Here is an 18,296-nt window from a genome sequence, read left to right on the forward strand (position 1 = left end):
GTGCCCTTACTTTGCGGGGTTGTGCGTGCCGATGGGCACCAGGGTCAGGTCCGGGTGGTTCTTTTCGATCCGGCGCAGGGCCCAGACGTCGTTGAACAAGGCGAGGTATTCGCCGTCGGACCGCAGGAGCACCTCCGCGCCCGGAACGTTGGCCAGCGCGGGCATGGCGTCCGCCGTCGAGATCCTGGCCAGCGAGTAGGGCAGGCGCTCCAGCCGCATGGGGGCGCTGAAGTCGTGCGCCATCCGGTCCTCCACCACCTCGAACTGCATGGGGCCGACGGCGGCGAGCACCGGCGCCTGGTCACCGCGGACGTCGGAGCGGAGCACCTGGATTACGCCTTCGTGCTCAAGCTGTTCGATGCCGCGGCGGAACTGCTTGAACTTGCTGGGGTCCTTGGAGCGGGCCACCTGGAAGTGTTCCGGGGGCGAAGAGCGGGATGGCCGGGTATTCCACGGAGTCTTCGAGGAAGAGGCTGTCTCCCACGCGCAACGAGGAGGCGTTGACCAGTCCCACCACGTCACCGGGGTACGCCTCGTCGATGACTTCACGTTCGCGGCCGAACACCTGCTGGGCGTACTTGGTGGCGAACGACTTGCCGGTGCGGGTCTGGGTGACCACCATGCCGCGTTCGAAGACGCCGGAGCAGACGCGGATGAAGGCCACATGGTCGCGGTGGGCCTTGTTCATACCGGCCTGGACCTTGAACACAAAGCCAGAGAACGGGGATTCGACGGGGCGCGGGCTGCCGTCCACGTCGGGGCGTGGTGCCGCGGGCGGCGCGAAGTCCACCAGCGCGTCCAGCAGCTCCTTGACACCGAAGTTGAGCGCGGCGGAGCTGAACAGGATGGGGGTGGCCTTGCCGGCGTGGAAGGCATCGACGTCGAACTCGAGGTTGGACTCGACCACCAGGCCGGCCTCATCCACGGCGTCTGACCAGTTGCTCCCCTGGCTTTCGGCGGCTTCCTCCGGGGTGAAGTACTCGGTAAGGGCGATCTGGGCGCCGGCGTTGTTGCGCTGGAACCGGGCGAACCGGTCGTTGCGCAGGTCCCAGACCCCGCGGAAGTCACCGGAGATGCCCACGGCCCAGGTCAGCGGCATGGGCTGCAGGCCGGTGCGTTCGGTGATCTCGTCCATCAGCGCCAGGGCGTCCAGGCCGGGCCGGTCCCACTTGTTGATGACGGTGATGATGGGCAGGTTCCGCTGCTTGCAGACCTCGAAAAGCTTCATGGTCTGGGTTTCCAGGCCCTTGGCGGCGTCCACCAGCATCACGGCGCAGTCGACGGCGGCCAGCACGCGGTAGGTGTCCTCGGAGAAGTCGGCGTGGCCGGGGGTGTCCAGGAGGTTGATGACCGTGTCCCGGTAGGAGAACTGCAGGGCAGCGGAGCTGATGGAGATGCCGCGGTCCTTCTCCATCTGCATCCAGTCCGAGACCGTTTCCTTGCGGTTGGCCTTGCCGCTGGAGGCGCCGGCGGTGCCGATCACCTTGGCGTGCAGGGCGAGGGCTTCCGTGAGGGTGGACTTGCCGGCGTCGGGGTGGGAGATGACGGCGAAGGTCCTGCGGCGGCCCGCTTCCTTGTGAATCTCATTGATCCGGGCGGGGGTCAGGACATCTTGGGACACGGTGCTACTTTCGCTGCGGTTGCGGCTGGATGAAGCCAAAGTCCAATTTTATCGCAGGCCCGCAAACCGGCGCAGGTCCGCTTAACGCCCGCGAAACCGGCAGTTCAAGGCAGCGAAACGAGGGCCAGCTACCGTGGCGGCATGATGACGCCGGGCAACCCCTTCCACGATCCCTTCGCCTCCGGCACTGGTCCTGCCAGGATGCAGGAGCACAGTGCAGGCCAAGGAGACGCAACTCCGCAATCAAAGGGCGTCCAGTCGGCGGCCGAGCTGAAGGCACTCCGGGCAGCATCGCTCGCCAGGGTCAGCAAGGACCTTGAGCGGATGCTCCGGGTCAGGGCACGCTGAAGCGGGCCTACCTTCGCTTTCCCTTTGGCTCTTCCTGTCAGGCTTTCAGCTCCGGGGTCTTCCTGTCCGGGACCAAGCGGGTTGCCGCCTGAAAAGGCATGATGGGTGCATGCGCAGCATAGAGCTTGTGTTCGACGACGGCACCGAATCCGCCGTCCGGGCAGACTGGGTGCGGCTCGCCGAGGCGGGGCTTCCCAGCCTTGCCGGCCATACCGGCGCCAGCAACCGGCCACACCTCACGCTCGCGGCCGGGGCGGAACTGTCCGTGCCGCAACTTCACGCGTTCGATGGCGCGCTTCCCATGGAGGCCGTCTTCTCCGGCGTGCAGGTTTTTGCCGCCGGCAGGGATAGGTATGTCCTGGCCCGGTCCGTGGTGCTGACTACCCCGCTCCGCAAAGTGCACCGGCGCCTGCACCGGGAGATCGGGGGTGCCGTTCCGCTCACCCTTCCCGGGGCCTGGACGCCGCACGTCACCCTGGCCCGGCGGGTTACCGGTGAACAGCTGGGCAAGGCCATGGATCTCCTGGACCTCCGGCTCGGCGGGCACATTGTAGGTGCCCGGCTCTGGGACAGCAGCACAAAGTCGGTCACCGGGCTCTGATTTCCTTCCGCGGACGCAGCCGGGCTCCAGCAACCTCCGCCCCGCGGCCAAAGTCCATGCTGCGCACGCTGCGGCGGAGGGCCGGCCCGGGCATTTCCGGCACACCCCCAACGGTGCACTTTGGGGCTTGACCATGCGGAATTTGGGGGTGGTTGCCCCTATCATTGTGCTTGCGGGAAAATGAGTACTTTTGGTCCGGCCGGTGAAACAGGGATGCCGGCGTTCTTGCGGGGAGTTTGCCCGCACCTTTGAAGGGAAATCTTATGGCGCGGAGCCCCGAAGAATCACTCAGGGCGACTCTGGGCAGGGTGGCCCCGGGCACTCCCCTCCGCGACGGCCTCGAACGCATCCTCCGCGGCCGCACCGGTGCACTGATCGTGCTGGGCTCGGACCGCACCGTTGATTCGATCTGCTCCGGCGGCTTTGACATCGGCATTGAGTTTTCGCCGACGCGCCTGCGTGAACTGGCCAAGATGGACGGCGCCATCATCTGCGACAGGGACGCCGGCAACATCCTGCGTGCTGCAGTCCAGCTGGTCCCCGATTCCAGTATCGAAACCCAGGAATCCGGGACCCGCCACCGCACCGCCGAGCGCGTCGCCATCCAAACGGGCGTTCCCGTGGTGTCCGTCAGCCAGTCCATGCAGATCATCGCCCTGTACGTCAACGGCCTGCGGCACGTGCTGGAGGGCTCGGAAAAGGTCCTGGCGCGCGCCAACCAGGCCCTGGCCACGCTGGAACGCTACCGTGCCCGGCTGGACCAGGTCACCAGCTCCCTGTCCGCCCTGGAGATCGAGGCGATGGTCACCGTCCGGGACGTGGCCGTGACGCTGCAGCGGCAGGAGATGGTCCGCCGTATCTCGGAGGAAATCTCGCAGTACGTGCTCGAACTGGGTGAAGACGGCCGGCTCCTCTCGCTCCAGCTCGATGAACTGACCGTGGGCCGTGGGCCGGGCAGCGACGTCATCATCCGCGATTACGCCGGCCCGGACGCCTCGCCCGAGGACGTCGAGAACGCCGTCAGTGCACTGGTCAGCCTTGGCCCCACGGAGCTGATCGACCTCGGAAAGATTTCCGGAATTGTCGGGTTCGCGGGCGGGGAGGCCAACCTCGACGCCGTTGTCCAGCCCCGCGGCTACCGCCTGCTCTCCGGGCTGAAGGCCGTCCCCAAGGCCGTAGCGGACCGGCTGGTGGACCACTTCGGCGGGCTGCAGTTCCTGATGGCCGCCACCATAGATGACCTGATGACCGTTGACGGCATCGGCGACCAGCGTGCACGGACTGTCCGTGAAGGCCTCAGCCGGATGGCCGAAGCCAGCCTGCTGGACCGCTTCCTCTAATCCACGCGCCCCACCGGCACGGCCCCGCAGGCCGGCCGTAAGCGCAGGTCAGCAGGTGGCTCAGTTCAGCTGGAATACCGCTTTCGGGCTCGCTTTGGAGCCGAGTTTCGCAGTGAAGATGTAGTACGCCCCGCCGGTTCCGGGCCTGGCAGCCACCGCCTGGCATCCCTCCACGGTCCGGTTCCGCTGCCACGTGAAGTTGGCGGTTTCGCTGGCACCGGGCGCCAGGGTCTTTTCCAGGTCTTCACTGGCAGCCTGGCAGTCCTTGGACGAAAAGACCCGGTCAGCGCCGCTGGTCACGAGAAACTCCATTTGCGAGGTCCCCAGGTTCACCTCGCATGCCACGGTGCCGCCGTTGGTCACCTTCAGCGTGAGCCGCGGGTTTTCCCCGTCGCCATAGGCCGCTTTGTCCGTAGAGGCCGAGATGGTCACGAGGTTTTGGTTGCAGCCGGGGGTGGCGGACGGCGAGGGCGTCGCCGAAGCGGAGGGACCGGCCGACGGCGGGGCCGAAGCTTCGGGGGAAGCGGCCGGCGCTGCGGTGGTTGGCATCGTGGACGAAGCCTGCTGGGAAGCTCCCCCGAGCACCCCGGAGATGGCAAAACCGGTGATCACCAAAGCAATGACCATCAGCAGCGCGCCACCAACAAACAGCCTGCGGCGCCGGTACACAGCAGCGCTGGGCTTCGGCGCACCGCCGGAGCCTGATGCCGTTGCCTTGCCACGTGCTGGTGAATTGCCTTGCCTGACCATCCTCCTAGGCTAGGGAAAGTCCCCGGTTCTGCGGCACCACCACGCCGCCGGCAGCCCATCGCTCTGGTCACAACGCGGGCCGGGCCCGGTTTTCCGGCGCGGGAAGGGCATCCATTACAGTGTTGGCATCGATACTCAATCCCCTCCCTTAGCCGCTCCGGCCGGAACGCCGCCAATCCCCGGCAAGCCCAACCACGTGGAGTTCCTGCACCGCAGAATCACCGGCTGGTTTGCCAAAACCGCCCGCGACCTGCCGTGGCGGGACCCAGACTGCGGCGCCTGGGGCGTGCTGGTCAGCGAGATCATGCTGCAGCAGACCCCGGTGGTGCGGGTGCTCCCCGTCTGGGAGGAATGGCTGAAACGCTGGCCCACCCCCGCAGGCCTGGCCGCCGAACCAGCCGGCGAGGCAGTCCGGAACTGGGGCAGGCTGGGATATCCGCGGCGGGCCCTCCGGTTGCATGCCGCGGCAACGGCCATCGTTGAAAACCACAACGGCAGGGTGCCGGACACGTATACAGAGCTGCTGGCACTGCCCGGCGTGGGCAGCTACACGGCAGCAGCTGTGGCCGCCTTCGCCTACGGCCGGCGGGAAACGGTCGTCGACACCAATATCCGCCGGGTACACGCCCGGCTGGTGGCCGGCACCGCGCTTCCCGCGCCTGCCCTGACCGCTGCAGAGATGCGCCTTGCCGCCTCGCTGTTGCCGGACGACGCCGCCGCCTCCGTGCGCTGGAACGCTGCGGTCATGGAGCTGGGAGCGCTGGTCTGCACCGCGCGTGCGCCCAAATGCGCCGACTGCCCCGTAAAGAATTACTGTGCGTGGCGCGCTGCCGGTGAGCCGCCGCCGTCGTACGTCCCCAAGGGCCAGGCCTGGCACGGCACCGACCGGCAGGTCCGCGGAGCCGTGATGGCCGTCCTGCGGCTGGCTGATGCCCCGGTGCCAGCGGAGATGTTCCTGCAGCCGCCGGCGGACCTGGGCTTTGCCCCGGAGGGGATCGGTGTCCCGCTCGCGGCGCTGCACCGGCTCAATTCCGCGCCGGAGCAACTGGAGCGTGCCATGTCCGGGCTGCTCGCGGACGGCCTGGCGGAGATCCACGACGGCGGCTACCGGCTTCCCGCGTAAGTGCCGCCGCCGGGGTGGCATACTTTTGGTGACTGGAACCGGGGGAACCTTGAGAATCATTCTTTACATCGTCTGGGCGCTGTTCGTTGTGGCCGCTGCCTTCGCCATGGTCCATGCCATCCGCAAGACCAGGCGCCAGGAGCAGCTGATGGCCAGCTGGCCAAAGGTGCAGGCCACCGTCACCGGCAGTGTGGCCGGCTGGACAAGCGGCGGAGGAGGCTCCAGCCGCAGCCGCCGCTTCTTTCCCACCTACCAGTTCACGGACCCGCGCGGCACCCTGTTCATGGGCAAGTCCGAAATCTCCACGGCGGCAGCGCCGGCCGCCGGGTCCCTGATCGAGGTTGCCTACAATCCGGCCGACCCCAACGATTCACTTCAGGTTTCCTCCGCGCCCCGGACCACCCTGGGCTGCCTGGTGCCTTTCTTTGCCGTGTTCGCCGTCGCCCTGTTCTGGTTCATCAGCGTCTTCCCGCTGGGCTGACCACAGGTTTCCTTTCGGCCGTCAGAACGTCCCCGGCCATAACAATGCCGGCGTCACTTCCCCGGCAGAGGTGCCTTGCGCGCCCGGCGGTCCTACGCTGAAAACATGCGTACACGGGGGCTGCTCTTGGCGCTGCTGACGACGGCGGCACTCACCACAGGCTGCGGGCCCGGGGCGATTGCCTGTCCGGCCATCGCGCAGGCCACTGCTGTGTCCGTGACCATCGCGGCCGATTACGCGCCCCTGGTCGGCGCGCTCCACGTGAAGGCGTGCCAGGACGGCACCTGCAAGGAGGGGCCCGTTGAACTGGCCCCCGGCAGTGCCAGCATTGACCAGGGCTGCACGCCGGACGGCGTCTGCTCCGCAACGGCCTCGCCGGACGGGACCAAGGTGGGGATGCTGATGCTGGATACGCTCACCGAATCGGCCATGACCGTCACAGCCTCCGGGACCGGCGCGGACGGCTCAGCTCTGCCGGTCCGCACCCTCGAGTTCCGGCCCCGGGCGGACTATCCGTTTGGCGAACAGTGCGGCAGGTTCATCTCCGCGTCCGTGACCCTGGATGCGGCCGGCCTCAGCGAAGCACGGGGCTCATAGTGCCGGCTGGCAACAGTGCAGGCCGGAAACAGTGCGGTCAATAAGAGCGCAGGCTAGAACAGAACGGGCTGGCTGAACTGCCCGTCTGCCGGCTGGCCAAGGTCGCCCACATACTGGGGACGCCATTCGAACCCGAGGTCCGCCAGAAGCTCTTCCACCGTGGTCTGCCCGTCCAGCACTTCGATTGCCGGGGAGTTGTCTTCGGGGTGGAGCTGTTCCATGGCATCGAGCTTATTGGCAGGATCAGGCGCGGAGCTGCGGACACACCGGGCTGCGCCGATTGTGGCCAGCTGCACGCCGGTTGCCGGCTCAGGGCTCGCCGAAACCAGCCTGGACCAGACCGCCAACGTAGTTCACGGCCCGTTCCGCATCAGCGCCCCAGGCCTCCACGTGCAGCACCGATCCCTTACCGGCAGCCAGCGTCATCAGCGCCGTCATGGATGCCCCGTCCGCCCCGTTCACCGTGACGTCCGCCGCCAGCGCGGACAGGCCACCGGCGATCTTGGCGGCGGGCCGGGCATGCATGCCCGCCTGGTTGATGATCTCAAAGTCACCCGTGAAATCCGGGCCCTGCCCCGTGACCGATCCTTCCTCCACCACCTGCCGCCCGGCGTCGCCGCCGTGCGCGGGTCCCCGTACCGCCTCGGCGGCGCGCTTGACGGCCTCAACGTCGGCGCCGCCCTGGGCAGCGACGGACGCCGCCACCAGCCCTTCCACCAAGGGGGCATCGGCCAGCAGGAACTTCTCCGGATCATCGACGAACTCCAGCGCGGACTCCGCGGTCATCACCGCGGAACCCAAATCTGCGAGGATCACCGCGCCATCACCGCCGGCGGCCTTGTCCAGGGCGGCCATGACCTTCTCCAGGCTGGTGCCGATCCTGCCGTCCCCGGTGCCGCCGGCTGCCAGGATCACCACGTTGGGCGCCATCTGGGCGGCAAGTTCCACGGCGCCGTCGGCAATCTTTTCGCTATGGGACACCACCACAATGCTGACCGTCACGCGGCAGCCCCCACGGCGGCCCGCAGGATCAGCGCACTGGATGCCGCGCCGGGGTCGCGGTGCCCGGCGCTGCGTTCGCCGAGGTAGCTCGCCCGGCCTTTCCGTGCCACGAGCGGGTCGGTGGCCACCGCCCCGGCCTCGGCAGCCTCTGCGGCGGCCACCAGGACCGCCAGGACATCGGCACTGCCGCCGTCGGCAGCGGCCCGGGCAGCGTCAACTGCCGGGGTCCAGGCATCCACCATGGTCTTGTCCCCGGGTTCGGCCTTGCCGCGGGCCACTATGCCGTCGCGGGCGGCAGCCAACGCCTCTGCCCAGGCCCCGGGATCGATCTCGGCAGAGTCGCCGAGGGAGGCGGCCGCTCGGAGGAAGGCTGTGCCGTAGAGGGGGCCAGCGGCGCCGCCCACTTTGGACATCAGCGTCATGGCCGTGAGCTTCAAGGCTGCTCCGGGCGTCTCCGGCGTCCCCTCGCCCAGCTTGGCCACCACCGCCTGGAACCCGCGGTCCATGTTCTCGCCATGATCGGAATCCCCAATGGCCCGGTCCAGCTCGATCAGTTCCACTCGGTGTTCAGCCATGGCCTCGGCGCACAGGTTCAGCCACTTCACCGCCCATGCGGCATCCAGCACCATGGTCAGGCGCCCCAGCGGAGGGCGGCGGTGTGGACGGGCGCATCCCACAGTTCGGTCAGCTCGTCGTCGAGCCGGAGCACGGAAATGGAGCAGCCCTGCATCTCGAGTGCAGTGATGTAGTTGCCCACCAGGGACCGCTCAACGGTGGCGCCCTTGTCCTTGAGGACCTGGACGGCGCGGCGGTACACAATGTAGAGCTCACTCTGCGGCGTCCCGCCCATCCCGTTGACGAACAGGAGCACCTTGTCCCCGGAGCCAATGTCCAGGTCCGCCAGGACGGGCTCCAGCAACCGGTCCGTGATGCCGTCCGCGTTTTCGAGCGGAATGCGGTGCCGGCCGGGCTCGCCGTGGATCCCGATGCCGATTTCGATTTCATCGTCCGCGAGGTCAAAGCTCGGCTGGCCCGCATGCGGCACGGTGCAGGCGGACAGTGCCACGCCCATGGTCCGGACGTTGGCGTTCACCCGTTCACCGATGGAGGCCACGCCGTCGAGGTCGTCACCGCGCTCCGCGGCCGCACCGGCGATCTTCTCCACCAGCACGGTGCCGCCCACACCCCGCCGGCCCGCCGTGTACAGGGAGTCCTCCACGGCGACGTCGTCGTTGACCAGGACGGTGCGGACGCTGACGCCCTCGGCTTCTGCAAGTTCGGCCGCGGTCTCGAAATTAAGGACGTCGCCGGTGTAGTTCTTGACGATATGGACCACGCCGGCGCCTGAGTTGACGGCGAGGGTGGCCGGAAGGATCTGGTCCGGCGTAGGCGAGGTGAACACCGCCCCCGGCACGGCGGCGTCGAGCATTCCCTTGCCCACGTAACCGGCGTGCAGCGGTTCGTGCCCGCTGCCCCCGCCCGAAACCAGGCCTACCTTGCCGCTCACTGGCGCGTCCTTGCGCGTGATGTACATGGGATCTTCGGTGACGGTGACGAGGTCGGCGTGGGCAAGGCCGAAGCCCTGCACCGATTCCGCTACGACGGACTTGGGATCGTTGATGAGTTTCTTCATGGCGGTGCTCCTGGCTGTGCTTGTGCTTGCTGCGCACATGGAGATTGACAATCCCGACCCTACTACCGGCCGCATGAGCCGCGGTAGGGTCCCATCCGCCGCAGACGCAGAAAAGGGACAGCCCCCAATGACTGTCCCTTTTCGTGGGCCCCCAAACCCGGCCGCCAACAGTTTATCCATCAATTCGAGTAAAAGGAAGTGCAGGTCAGGATGAAGTGAAATGTTTTTCGCTTCGTGCGGGCTGCTCTTTGGGCGGGAGGGAACCGGAGGCCCTGCTAGAGGAAGCGGATCATCCGGGTATTGCCCAGGGTGTTCGGCTTCACGCGGGCCAGGTCAAGGAACTCCGCCACGCCTTCGTCATGGGAGCGCAGCAGCTCCGAGTAGACCACCGGATCCACGGCAGACTGGTCAGCCATGACCTCAAACCCGTGGCGCTTGAAGAAGTCCACCTCGAACGTGAGGCAGAAAACCCGTGCCACCCCAAGCGCGCGGGCCTCCTCCAGCAGCCGTTCCACCAGGACGTGGCCCACACCTTTACCGCGCCAGTCCCCTGACGCTGCGAGCGTGCGGACTTCGGCCAGGTCCTCCCACATGACGTGGAGCGCCCCGCAGCCGATCACCTCGCCGTCGTCGGACTCGGCGATCTTGAATTCCTGGAGGCTTTCGTAATACGCCACCGTCTCCTTCGCCATCAGGATGCGCTCCTCGGCCAGCGGCGCCACCAGTTTCTTGATGGCGGAAACGTCACTGGTGCGGGCAGGGCGGATGTGGAAGGAGTCAGTCACAGGTTCAATCCTACGAGGGGAGGCGGCTGCACTGCAGGTTGGGCGTTCCGGTGCCGGAGCCATTTGCCGCTTGCTGCTCCTCCGTCGCTCTGACGCAAGCTACACAAATGACCCCGGCACCTTCACTTCGCTAAAAGGTGCGCCACCCACACGTGGCGGCGGTCAGGCATTTGTGTAGGCGCCGTCAGAGCGACGAAGGAGCAGGCGCCGGCAAATGCCTCGGCCGACGGCGCGAAGCCAACCAGCCTAGAGACCCAGCTCGGGCGGCAGGTCCAGGTCCTGGCCCAGCACGTTCTTGGAGAGGAAGCTTTCGACGACGCCGTACCAGACCTTGGCGTGCTGCGGCTGAAGGATCCAGTGGTTCTCATCCGGGAAGTACAGGAACCGGTGGGCGGTCTGGCCGTCCTGGTCCGCCGCGAGCTTTGACTTGGACAGCAGCTCATACCAGAGCCGCAGCCCCTCCCCGATGGGGACCCGGTAGTCCTTGTCCCCGTGGATCACCAGCATGGGCGAACTGATCTTCTCGACGTGCAGGTGCGGCGAGTTCTCCAGCGCCATTTCCTCGGTCATTTCCTTCAGCCAGTACTGCGAGGCATCCGTGGTGGGACCAAACTGGTCCAGCGCCCACAGGCTCGCGTGGGTGACCACCGCTTTGAACCGGTCCGTGTTTCCTGCAACCCAGTTGGCCATGTAACCGCCGAACGATCCGCCCATGGCGGCAGTCCGCGTCTCGTCAATGTCCGGCCTGTCCACTGCGGCGTCCGTGACAGCCATCAGGTCCGTGAAAGGCGCCTTGCCCCACGCGCCCCAGCCACGCTGGATATACGCCTGGCCGTAGCCGGTAGACAATGCCGGGTCCGGCAGCAGCACCGCGTATCCCTTGGCAGTCAGGAGCCAGGGGTTCCACCGCCATGTCCAGGCGTTCCACGAACCCAGGGGTCCGCCATGGATCCACAGCAGCAGCGGCGCCGGATCGTCCGCCGACGCACCCTCAGGCAATGCCAGGTAGGCGGGGACCCGCGAACCATCCGGCGCAGTGGCGGCGATCCGCTCCAACCTGCCCGGGTAGGACGGCCGTTCGGCCGGCGCCGGCAGCCGCGTGGTCTCCCCCGTCGCAAGGTCGATCCGCACGGCTTCGGCGGGAAATTCGTAGGAGCTCCGCAGGGCATAGGCGTACCGGCCTTCGGGAGAAACAACGACGTCGGAGTAGGCCGCGGCGTCCTGGGTCACCCGGGCGACGCCCACTTCCGCCGCAGCAGCCGGGACGCTGATCCGGAAAACCGGCGACGCGCCGTCGTCGTCCGCCGTAGCCAGGAGCGCGGAACCGTCCGGCAGCCAGGCGGCAGGCTTGGGCCAGCGGTCCCAATCGTGGGCGAGCGGCTGCAGGCCTGCCCCGTCCGCAGCGGATTCGGCGGCATTGTCAGCACCGCCGGAAACGTCGAGCAGGTGCAGCTTTATTTCAGGGGCCCGCTGCGGGGTGGAATCGCTCTCGCTGACCACCACCAGGGTCCGGCCGTCCGGGCTGACCGGTCCCGGGAAGTAGCTCATGCCTTCGCTGTCGAGCAGCACCTTCAGGCTGCCGGAGGCGGCATCCACCGCCACCAGCACCGAGCGGCTGTCCGCCTTGGCCAACGGCTTGGTGTAACTGGTGTAGACCGTCCTGCCGTCGGGGCTGACCACCGCGTCAGCCTCCCGGAGGCGCGGCCCGGCCTCCGGCGTCAGGTTGCGGAGTGCCAGCAGCGCCGTGGCGTCCACGGTTCCGGGCTTGCCCCCGGCCTGGTCCTCCCCCGGTTCCACAGCGAAGATCCGTGGCTGGCCGGGCCCCAAGTCGGCATCCCAGTAACGCACCGGGTACTCGCTGTGCAGGATGGCTGACACTTTCTTGTCCTTGCGGGACTTGCGGCGCTCAGCGTCGTCTTCCTCATCGGCGGAGCCGGCCAGCACCTCGGCGGCCACGAAGGTTGCGTCCGCGTTCTGCGCCGTCATCACCCGGCTGACGCCGCCCGGCCTGCTGAGCACCACACGCGCCTCGCCGCCATCGGCCGGAAGGAGCCACAGTGCGTTGACGGGTTCTTCCTCGGGGCTCTCCGGATCGGGGCGTGCAGACGTGAAATAGACGTCCCCGTTGGCTGCGAAGGCTGCTCCCGCCTCACCCTTCGCGCTGCGGGTGATGCGCCGGGCATGCTTCTGGCCTGTCGGGTCCAGTTCCCACAGCGCTGTGGCAAACTCGGTGCCCTTGCCGTTGAGGGTGCTGACCGTGGTGACCAGACGGGTTCCGTCGGGGCTCAGGGCCAGGCCGCCAACGCGCGGGATGGACAGGAAGTGGTCAAGGTCGTGGAAGGGGGTCAGTGGTTGCTCGTCCGGGATCGCCGGATTCTGATTAGCCATGCTTCCGATTCAACACGGTTTGTGTCCTGGAGCACAGTAGCCACACGGTGCCCGCAGCATGCCAGAGTGCCTCCCCCGCGCTTGCGTCCGGTACCGGCCATCAGAGATTTGCCGGCGCCTGCTCCTTCGTCGCTTTGACGGCGCCTACACAAATCCCCGATACCCGGTACCTCGTGCGCAGTATCGCCAAGCGCGCTGTAAGGCACCGAGCGAGGGCGCCGGGGGCATTTGTGTAGCTTGCGTCAAAGCGAGGAACGAGCAGCAAGCGGCAAATGGCGCCGGCGCCCCCGCGGACTCAACCACGGAAGGCGGGTTAACCAGGAAAGCCCCGCCGCTCCTTCGCGGAGTGGCGGGGCTTTCGCTGGTGTACTTCTGACCGGTTAGACGCTCGGGGCGATTTCCGGGATGCGCGGCTTGGCGTTGCCGGCGAAGGTGAACTTCGCGTCGTCGCCTTCGCCTTCGACGTCCACTACGACGATGTCGCCGGGGTGGATCTCGCCGAACAGGATCTTCTCGGACAGCTGGTCCTCGATCTCGCGCTGGATGGTGCGGCGCAGCGGCCGGGCACCCATCGCGGGGTCGTAACCGCGGGTGGCCAGGAGTACCTTGGCGGCCGCGGTCAGCTCGATGCCCATGTCCTTGTCCTTGAGCCGCTTCTCGAGGCGGTTCACGAACAGGTCCACGATCTCGATGATCTCGTCCTGCGTCAGCTGCGGGAACACCACGACGTCGTCAACACGGTTCAGGAACTCGGGGCGGAAGTGCTGCTTGAGTTCCTCCGTGACGCGGGCACGCATGCGGTTGTAACCGGTCTGCGTGTCGGTGCCGGACTGGAAGCCGGTGGCGACGCTCTTGGAGATGTCCCGGGTACCGAGGTTGGTGGTCATGATGATCACGGTGTTCTTGAAGTCCACCACGCGGCCCTGGGAGTCGGTCAGGCGGCCGTCTTCCAGGATCTGCAGCAGCGAGTTGAAGAGGTCCGCGTGGGCCTTTTCCACTTCGTCGAACAGCACCACGGAGAACGGACGGCGCCGGACCTTCTCGGTCAGCTGGCCACCCTCTTCGTAGCCCACGTAGCCCGGAGGGGCACCGAAGAGCCGTGAAACGGTGTGCTTCTCGGAGTACTCGGACATGTCCAGGGTGATGAGGGCGTCCTCTTCACCGAACAGGAACTCCGCGAGGGCCTTGGCCAGTTCGGTCTTGCCGACGCCGGTGGGGCCGGCGAAGATGAACGAGCCACCGGGACGCTTGGGGTCCTTGAGCCCTGCACGGGTGCGGCGGATGGCCTGGGACAGTGCCTTGATGGCCTCGTCCTGGCCCACCACGCGCTTGTGCAGTTCGTCTTCCATCTTGAGCAGGCGCGAGGACTCTTCCTCGGTCAGCTTGAAGACGGGGATGCCGGTGGAGTTCGCCAGCACCTCGGCGATGAGATCCTCATCCACCTCGGAGATGTCGTCCATGCCGCCGGACTTCCAGTGGCGCTCCTTCTCCGACCGCTCGGAGATCATCTTTTGCTCCTTGTCGCGGAGCGCTGCGGCGCCTTCGAAGTCCTGGGCGTCGATGGCGGATTCCTTCTCCATCTTCAGCTTGGCGATGCGCTCGTCCATGGCCTTGAGCTCCGGCGGAGCGGTCATGCGGCGGATGCGCAGGCGGGCGCCGGCCTCGTCGATCAGGTCGATGGCCTTGTCCGGCAGGAAGCGGTCCGAAATGTAGCGCTCGGCGAGGCTGGCCGCGGAGGCCAGTGCGCCGTCGGTGATGGTGACGCGGTGGTGTGCCTCGTAGCGGTCACGCAGGCCCTTGAGGATCTCGATGGCGTGTGCCACGGAGGGTTCCTTGACCTGGATCGGCTGGAAGCGGCGCTCCAGGGCGGCGTCCTTCTCGATGTGCTTGCGGTACTCGTCCAGCGTGGTGGCACCGATGGTCTGCAGCTCGCCGCGGGCCAGCATGGGCTTCAGGATCGAGGCCGCATCGATGGCGCCTTCGGCAGCACCGGCACCCACCAGGGTGTGGATCTCATCGATGAACAGGATGATGTCCCCACGGGTGCGGATCTCCTTGAGGACCTTCTTCAGTCGCTCTTCAAAATCACCGCGGTAGCGGGAGCCTGCCACCAGCGAACCGAGGTCCAGGGTGTAAAGCTGCTTGTCCTTGATGGTCTCCGGGACGTCGCCGCGGACAATCGCCTGGGCCAGGCCCTCGACGACGGCCGTCTTACCGACGCCGGGTTCACCAATGAGGACAGGGTTGTTCTTGGTGCGGCGGGAGAGGACCTGCATGACGCGTTCCATCTCCTGCTCGCGCCCGATGACGGGGTCCAGCTTGTTCTCGCGGGCAGCCTGGGTGAGGTTGCGGCCGAACTGGTCCAGGACCACCGAACCTGCAGGGGCGCCTTCGGGCTGGCCGCCGCCGACGCCGGCGCCGGTGGTTTCCTTGCCTTGGTAGCCGGAGAGGAGCTGGATGACCTGCTGGCGGACCCGGTTGAGGTCGGCGCCCAGCTTCACCAGGACCTGGGCGGCTACGCCCTCGCCCTCGCGGATCAGGCCGAGCAGGATGTGCTCGGTGCCGATGTAGTTGTGGCCCAACTGGAGGGCCTCGCGCAGCGAGAGCTCCAGTACCTTCTTGGCGCGGGGGGTGAAGGGGATGTGACCGGAGGGAGCCTGCTGGCCCTGGCCGATGATCTCCTGCACCTGCTCGCGAACGCCGTCGAGCGAAATGCTCAAAGACTCAAGAGCTTTGGCGGCAACGCCTTCACCCTCATGGATTAGACCCAGAAGGATGTGTTCGGTACCGATGTAATTGTGGTTCAGCATGCGTGCCTCTTCTTGGGCAAGCACAACTACGCGACGGGCACGGTCCGTAAATCGCTCAAACATTTCGCCACACTCCTAGCTACGACGTACTTTGATGCTACGTGGCTGGCCCAATCTTGTGGAGCGTGTTCGCCACAGGGGAAACCCACACCCTTTTCAGGGGGTGACCCAAGGTTGGACGCGGAGCATTGGCGGGCGGCCTGGTCTCGGGCGTTCCGGGCTCTGTATTACGTCTTCGGAGGCAACCCGAATGACGGCACGGCCACGCGCCGGATGAATGAAACGATCAGCACCGGCCGAACATAAAGCCAATAAAAACCTGCGCCGGCCCCCGGTTCCCCAGTTTGCCCCGAGTTTCGGTGTTTGCCCCGGCCGCGAAACTCAGTTCCGGGCACCGGCGGTTCCGGAGACTATTCGCAATGGGCAGTGCCGCGGATGGCCCGGTCCCTTGTCGAGGCAAACCCGATGAGTCAAAAGGGGCGGCCGGCTGCTGAATGGATGTTGGAGCATCCCAACCGGGCAGCGTGGCCAATAAACAAAGCCCTGCTCCCCGACAACGGGGAACAGGGCTTAAACCAGGGTCCTGCGGCAGCTAGGAATTGGCCTTTTGGTAGGCTTCCTGGATTTCCGCCTGAATTCGGCCGCGGCTGTTAACGGTGTAGCCGTTATCGCGCGCCCACTGGCGGATTTGTGCCGAATCGTGGCTGCGGCCACTCCCTGAAGGAGCCTTGGCCTTGGCAGCCGTGCGGCCGCCGGAGGACTTGCGTGCAGCGCCAACATAGCGCTCAAGCGAAGACCGGAGTTCGGTGGCGTTGGCCGCCGAAAGATCAATCTCGTAGTTGACCCCATCGAGGCCAAACTTAACATTCTCGTCTGCGGATCCCCCATCCAGATCATCAACGAGGATGATGTTTACTTTCTGTGCCATTTAGAGTCTTCCTTTTGCTGGAAAGTTGGTGTTCAGAAAAGCAGGATGTTTCCCAAAGAAAATTATCGCCCTTTTTATGCCGACGCGTCAAAGTGACAAATGGGTTCCGGGGATAACAGGGGGGGCAGGTTGGGGGTTTATCTATTTCCGCCGGTATCCGGGCTCTCGCCCAGGCCCGCCCGGGCATCGGCTTCTGCCTGTGCCCGGGCTTCAGCCTGGCGCTCCGATTTATCGGCATTAAATACAGCCTTCATGGCAAACCAGAACAACAGGCCTACAACAAGGGACGGAAGCAGGACTGCAACGTACTCCATGGTCAGTGCCCTTCAGGCTTGAGGAGGGGGAAAAGGATCGTTTCCCGGATTCCGGCGCCGGTGAACAGCATCACCAGGCGGTCGATGCCCAGGCCGATGCCGCCCATGGGCGGGGCACCGTATTCGAGGGCGCGGAGGAAGTCCTCGTCCAGCTGCATGGCCTCGTCATCACCTGCGGCGGCGTGGCGAGACTGCTCCGTCAGACGCTCGCGCTGGATCACGGGGTCGATCAGCTCCGAGAACGCGGTGCCGCGTTCCATGCCGCCGATGATGAGGTCCCAGGCTTCGATGAGGCGTCCGTCCTCGCGGTGCGGGCGCGCCAGCGGCTGGGCGGAGGGCGGGTAGTCGTAGACGAAGGTGGGGTTCAGCAGCGTGGGCTCGACAATCTCGCCGAACAGTTCCACCACCGTCTTCTCAGCGTCCCACTTGGGGTCCACCTTCACCTCGTGCTTGGCGGCAATCTCGCGGAGCACCTCAAGCGAAGTCTCCGGCGTGATTTCCTGGCCAACGGCGTCGGACAACCCCGGGTAGACGGCCAACCAAGCCCAGTCGCCGTCGAGGTTGATCTCCCCCGCCTCCGTCTGGACGGCGCGGCCGGCACCCACGGCGTCGGCGGCGTCGAGGATGATCTCCTTGATGCGCTCCGCCATGACGAACTGGTCAGCCCAGGCCTCGTAGCATTCGAGGGTGGTGAATTCGGGGCTGTGCGTGGAGTCGACGCCTTCGTTGCGGAAGACGCGGCCCATGTCGTAGACACGGTCGATGCCGCCCACCACGGCGCGCTTGAGGTACAGCTCGGTGGCGATCCGCAGGGTCATCTTCTGGTCGAAGGCGTTCATGTGCGTCTCGAAGGGCCGCGCCAGTGCGCCACCGTGGACCAACTGGAGGATGGGCGTCTCAACCTCGACGTACTGGTGGCGGAACAGCGTTTCGCGGATGGAGCGGGTGATCGCAGCGCGCGTGTAAACCATTTCGCGGGCTTCGTCGCGAACCATCAGGTCCACGTAGCGCTGGCGGACGCGGGTTTCCTCGTTCAGCTCCGCATGCAGCACGGGCAGCGGGCGAAGGGCCTTGGAAGCCATACCCCACGATTCGGCCATGACGGAGAGCTCGCCGCGGCGGGAAGAGATGACCTCACCCTTGATGAACACATGGTCGCCGAGGTCAACGAGGGCCTTCCAGTCAGCCAGCGCTTCCTCACCCACGTTGGCGAGGCTCAGCATGGCCTGCAGACGGGTTCCCTTGCCGTCCGTGCCGCCTTCCTGGAGGGTGGCGAAGCACAGCTTGCCCGTATTGCGGACGAACACCACGCGCCCGGTGACACCCACGACGTCCCCCGTGGTTTCGTCGGCCTGCAGGTGTGCGTACTTCTCACGGATCTCCGCCAGGGAGTGCGTGCGCTCCACACCCACGGGGTACGCTTCGGCGCCGCGCTCGAGGAGTTTGGCGCGCTTTTCCATACGGATGCGCATCTGCTCGCTGGCGTCGAGCGGCTCGGGGGCGTTCTTGGGAGCGGGGGTGTTTTGGGAAGTCACAATCATCAAGTTTACCGGGCAATGCAAAACCGGGCTTTCA

General features: G+C 66.4%; 17 protein-coding genes and 1 pseudogene. 6 read left to right on the top strand and 12 right to left on the bottom strand.

Features of this window, described 5'->3' with window-relative positions; all coding sequences use genetic code 11:
• Positions 1-6 precede the first annotated feature (6 nt).
• Positions 7-1,621 (bottom strand): annotated as a pseudogene (locus OVA06_RS16825) (peptide chain release factor 3).
• Positions 1,622-1,762: 141 nt separating this feature from the next.
• On the opposite strand from OVA06_RS16825, the gene OVA06_RS16830 reads away from it, so the two are divergent.
• From OVA06_RS16830 to disA, 3 genes are all read left to right on the top strand, one after another.
• Complete coding sequence (locus tag OVA06_RS16830; protein ID WP_268159858.1) at positions 1,763-1,969, top strand: hypothetical protein; 207 nt, start codon at positions 1,763-1,765, stop codon at positions 1,967-1,969.
• Between the two features lie 109 nt (positions 1,970-2,078).
• Complete coding sequence (locus OVA06_RS16835; RefSeq protein WP_268159859.1) at positions 2,079-2,570, top strand: 2'-5' RNA ligase family protein; 492 nt, start codon at positions 2,079-2,081, stop codon at positions 2,568-2,570.
• A gap of 263 nt (positions 2,571-2,833) precedes the next feature.
• Complete coding sequence (gene disA, locus OVA06_RS16840; RefSeq protein ID WP_268159861.1) at positions 2,834-3,910, top strand: DNA integrity scanning diadenylate cyclase DisA; 1,077 nt, start codon at positions 2,834-2,836, stop codon at positions 3,908-3,910.
• A gap of 60 nt (positions 3,911-3,970) precedes the next feature.
• Here the strand turns inward: disA and OVA06_RS16845 are convergent, their stop codons facing one another.
• The gene (locus tag OVA06_RS16845; RefSeq protein ID WP_056082882.1) at positions 3,971-4,660 is read right to left on the bottom strand and encodes a hypothetical protein; all 690 of its coding nucleotides are present in this window, start codon (positions 4,658-4,660) and stop codon (positions 3,971-3,973) included.
• 196 nt (positions 4,661-4,856) lie between these two features.
• Here OVA06_RS16845 and OVA06_RS16850 point away from each other — a divergent pair, with 196 nt between their 5' ends.
• The 3 genes from OVA06_RS16850 (at position 4,857) to OVA06_RS16860 (ending at position 6,861) form a co-directional block, all read left to right on the top strand.
• A complete protein-coding gene (locus OVA06_RS16850; RefSeq protein WP_326493586.1) occupies positions 4,857-5,783 on the top strand; it encodes an A/G-specific adenine glycosylase in 927 nt (308 codons plus the stop codon).
• 49 nt (positions 5,784-5,832) lie between these two features.
• Positions 5,833-6,264 (top strand): DUF3592 domain-containing protein, encoded by a 432-nt coding sequence (locus OVA06_RS16855; protein ID WP_268159864.1) that lies wholly within the window; start codon positions 5,833-5,835, stop codon positions 6,262-6,264.
• Between the two features lie 105 nt (positions 6,265-6,369).
• Entirely contained in the window at positions 6,370-6,861 is a 492-nt protein-coding gene (locus OVA06_RS16860; RefSeq protein ID WP_268159866.1) for a hypothetical protein, read from the top strand.
• A gap of 53 nt (positions 6,862-6,914) precedes the next feature.
• Here the strand turns inward: OVA06_RS16860 and OVA06_RS16865 are convergent, their stop codons facing one another.
• The 10 genes from OVA06_RS16865 to lysS form a co-directional block, all read right to left on the bottom strand.
• Positions 6,915-7,157, bottom strand: coding sequence for a hypothetical protein (locus tag OVA06_RS16865; RefSeq protein WP_056082893.1), 243 nt, complete (start codon positions 7,155-7,157; stop codon positions 6,915-6,917).
• Between the two features lie 13 nt (positions 7,158-7,170).
• A complete protein-coding gene (gene dhaM, locus OVA06_RS16870) occupies positions 7,171-7,863 on the bottom strand; it encodes a dihydroxyacetone kinase phosphoryl donor subunit DhaM (RefSeq protein ID WP_056082896.1) in 693 nt (230 codons plus the stop codon).
• Entirely contained in the window at positions 7,860-8,492 is a 633-nt protein-coding gene (gene dhaL / locus OVA06_RS16875) for a dihydroxyacetone kinase subunit DhaL (RefSeq protein WP_268159869.1), read from the bottom strand. Before dhaL ends, dhaM begins: the two co-directional genes overlap by 4 nt.
• Positions 8,493-8,494: 2 nt before the next feature.
• Entirely contained in the window at positions 8,495-9,496 is a 1,002-nt protein-coding gene (gene dhaK, locus OVA06_RS16880; protein WP_261618554.1) for a dihydroxyacetone kinase subunit DhaK, read from the bottom strand.
• A 275-nt stretch (positions 9,497-9,771) separates the two neighbouring features.
• Entirely contained in the window at positions 9,772-10,281 is a 510-nt protein-coding gene (locus OVA06_RS16885; RefSeq protein WP_056082905.1) for an amino-acid N-acetyltransferase, read from the bottom strand.
• A 246-nt stretch (positions 10,282-10,527) separates the two neighbouring features.
• A complete protein-coding gene (locus OVA06_RS16890; protein ID WP_268159872.1) occupies positions 10,528-12,669 on the bottom strand; it encodes a S9 family peptidase in 2,142 nt (713 codons plus the stop codon).
• Between the two features lie 380 nt (positions 12,670-13,049).
• Entirely contained in the window at positions 13,050-15,542 is a 2,493-nt protein-coding gene (locus tag OVA06_RS16895; protein ID WP_268159874.1) for an ATP-dependent Clp protease ATP-binding subunit, read from the bottom strand.
• 529 nt (positions 15,543-16,071) lie between these two features.
• A complete protein-coding gene (locus OVA06_RS16900) occupies positions 16,072-16,407 on the bottom strand; it encodes a histone-like nucleoid-structuring protein Lsr2 (protein WP_056082913.1) in 336 nt (111 codons plus the stop codon).
• Between the two features lie 137 nt (positions 16,408-16,544).
• A complete protein-coding gene (locus tag OVA06_RS16905; RefSeq protein WP_268159876.1) occupies positions 16,545-16,721 on the bottom strand; it encodes a hypothetical protein in 177 nt (58 codons plus the stop codon).
• A gap of 2 nt (positions 16,722-16,723) precedes the next feature.
• The gene (lysS, locus tag OVA06_RS16910; protein ID WP_268159878.1) at positions 16,724-18,262 is read right to left on the bottom strand and encodes a lysine--tRNA ligase; all 1,539 of its coding nucleotides are present in this window, start codon (positions 18,260-18,262) and stop codon (positions 16,724-16,726) included.
• Positions 18,263-18,296: the final 34 nt, after the last annotated feature.

Origin of the sequence: Pseudarthrobacter sp. SL88 (assembly GCF_026672455.1) — a bacterium.
In the GTDB taxonomy this organism is placed as follows: Bacteria; Actinomycetota; Actinomycetes; order Actinomycetales; family Micrococcaceae; genus Arthrobacter.

Excerpts from the sequence above, each read along its gene's own strand:
- OVA06_RS16835 (WP_268159859.1), top strand. The coding sequence starts at position 2,079 with ATGCGCAGCATAGAGCTTGTGTTCGACGACGGCACCGAATCCGCCGTC.
- OVA06_RS16900 (WP_056082913.1), bottom strand. The coding sequence starts at position 16,407 with ATGGCACAGAAAGTAAACATCATCCTCGTTGATGATCTGGATGGGGGA.
- OVA06_RS16830 (WP_268159858.1), top strand. The coding sequence starts at position 1,763 with ATGATGACGCCGGGCAACCCCTTCCACGATCCCTTCGCCTCCGGCACT.
- disA (WP_268159861.1), top strand. The coding sequence starts at position 2,834 with ATGGCGCGGAGCCCCGAAGAATCACTCAGGGCGACTCTGGGCAGGGTG.
- OVA06_RS16895 (WP_268159874.1), bottom strand. The coding sequence starts at position 15,542 with ATGTTTGAGCGATTTACGGACCGTGCCCGTCGCGTAGTTGTGCTTGCC.
- dhaL (WP_268159869.1), bottom strand. The coding sequence starts at position 8,492 with ATGGTGCTGGATGCCGCATGGGCGGTGAAGTGGCTGAACCTGTGCGCC.
- OVA06_RS16905 (WP_268159876.1), bottom strand. The coding sequence starts at position 16,721 with ATGGAGTACGTTGCAGTCCTGCTTCCGTCCCTTGTTGTAGGCCTGTTG.
- OVA06_RS16890 (WP_268159872.1), bottom strand. The coding sequence starts at position 12,669 with ATGGCTAATCAGAATCCGGCGATCCCGGACGAGCAACCACTGACCCCC.
- OVA06_RS16845 (WP_056082882.1), bottom strand. The coding sequence starts at position 4,660 with ATGGTCAGGCAAGGCAATTCACCAGCACGTGGCAAGGCAACGGCATCA.
- lysS (WP_268159878.1), bottom strand. The coding sequence starts at position 18,262 with ATGATTGTGACTTCCCAAAACACCCCCGCTCCCAAGAACGCCCCCGAG.
- OVA06_RS16860 (WP_268159866.1), top strand. The coding sequence starts at position 6,370 with ATGCGTACACGGGGGCTGCTCTTGGCGCTGCTGACGACGGCGGCACTC.
- dhaK (WP_261618554.1), bottom strand. The coding sequence starts at position 9,496 with ATGAAGAAACTCATCAACGATCCCAAGTCCGTCGTAGCGGAATCGGTG.